Below are 1,236 nucleotides of genomic sequence, written 5' to 3'. Positions count from 1 at the left end.
TGGGTTTTCCGTGAAAAAGGTAATCATATTTATTGTTACACCCCTCTATCCCCAATAAATATTGCGCGAAACGGCAGGTAACTGTTTTTCTGTTACAGGACGTTCACGTTTCAGAATAAAAATTATTCATTCTGATACTCATAGACCGCACGGTGGTTAGGTGCCGACACAGCGGGCGAGCGCAATCACGCAATAACTCCCGCAGCATTGGATGCTTGCCTGAGACCGCTAAGTGGACTTCGCCAAATAGTCAGCTCAAAGGCTGATTGGCATCAACAATTCGGAAGCGACTTTTCTCAGCATGTAGGTTTCGCGCAGAATTGATTGCCCCATCGAAGACTCGTGACGCTGCATAACGGCCTCATTGTGCACGATGGCTTCATGCAGGTTGATCCACACAGGCCGCATACCATTCGCGATTTCGTGGCTTTCCATTCTCACGGGCGCTAGCTGGGGAGCGATTTCGCATAGATAAAAATGCGAGGTCATGTGCATCAGGTCATATTCTGGTTTCCAGTAGGGCCGGTACTCCTCGATGTAACCGTAGTGCTGGAGCACCTGTATTTGACGAGCACCAGTCTCTTCCTCAAGCTCACGCTTCAGGCCTGCGACAATGTCTTCGTCACCATCAAGGCCGCCTCCAGGAAAGCTGAAATCGTTATAGCGCTCCGTGAACAGCAACAGGATCTGTTCATCCCGCATCACGATGCCGCGTGCTGCGTGTCGACGGAATACTCTGCCCTGTTTGGATTTCAGCTCGGGGTGAACAATTTCAGTTATGAGTTGCATGTGGTCTCGTTACGGCAAGATCAGTTAGTCATCGTCCAGGGTGGCCACGGTATTTCCGCAGCTCTGGAAATACTGTGGCCAGTGGAACTGGTTCAGCGAAGCAGCAATACGGGTAAAGTGGATGTTCGCAGCATCGTCGTGGTCGTGCTGCCCACCAGAAACTGCCTGATGCGTGAGTGCCCGTACGCCCCCATGACCAAGAGGTCAATGCAGTGCTCTGCCTGATACGCATGAAGTACCGACTCTACTTCGCCTGGGCGGATCTCGGCATGCACTAGCGGGCCAGAACTGGCGAGTGTGGTTCGTGCTTTCTCTAGCTCATTCTGATTTTCTTCAGAGTCCGTACCAACCATGACGATATGAATTGGCAGGCCTTCGCACAGCGGGCTTGAAGCAAGCATCTGTACGGTCTTGTGGCCTGTAGCGCTGCCGTCAAAWGCCACCATG

2 protein-coding genes are annotated in these 1,236 nt (G+C 52.0%); both read right to left on the bottom strand.

The features are described 5' to 3' along the window. Nucleotides 1-255: 255 nt before the first annotated feature. A complete protein-coding gene (locus tag HT737_RS29665; protein WP_077750520.1) occupies nt 256-789 on the bottom strand; it encodes an NUDIX domain-containing protein in 534 nt (177 codons plus the stop codon). Nucleotides 790-881: 92 nt separating this feature from the next. After that, nucleotides 882-1,236 (bottom strand): universal stress protein (locus HT737_RS29660; RefSeq protein ID WP_182404603.1); only part of this gene is annotated, 355 nt, incomplete at its 5' end.

This window comes from Pseudomonas sp. MD195_PC81_125 (assembly GCF_014060985.1).
Taxonomy (GTDB): Bacteria; Pseudomonadota; Gammaproteobacteria; order Pseudomonadales; family Pseudomonadaceae; genus Aquipseudomonas; species Aquipseudomonas parakoreensis.
The sequence above is the reverse complement of the archived record's forward strand: the minus strand, read 5'-3'. Positions and strand labels throughout refer to the sequence as shown.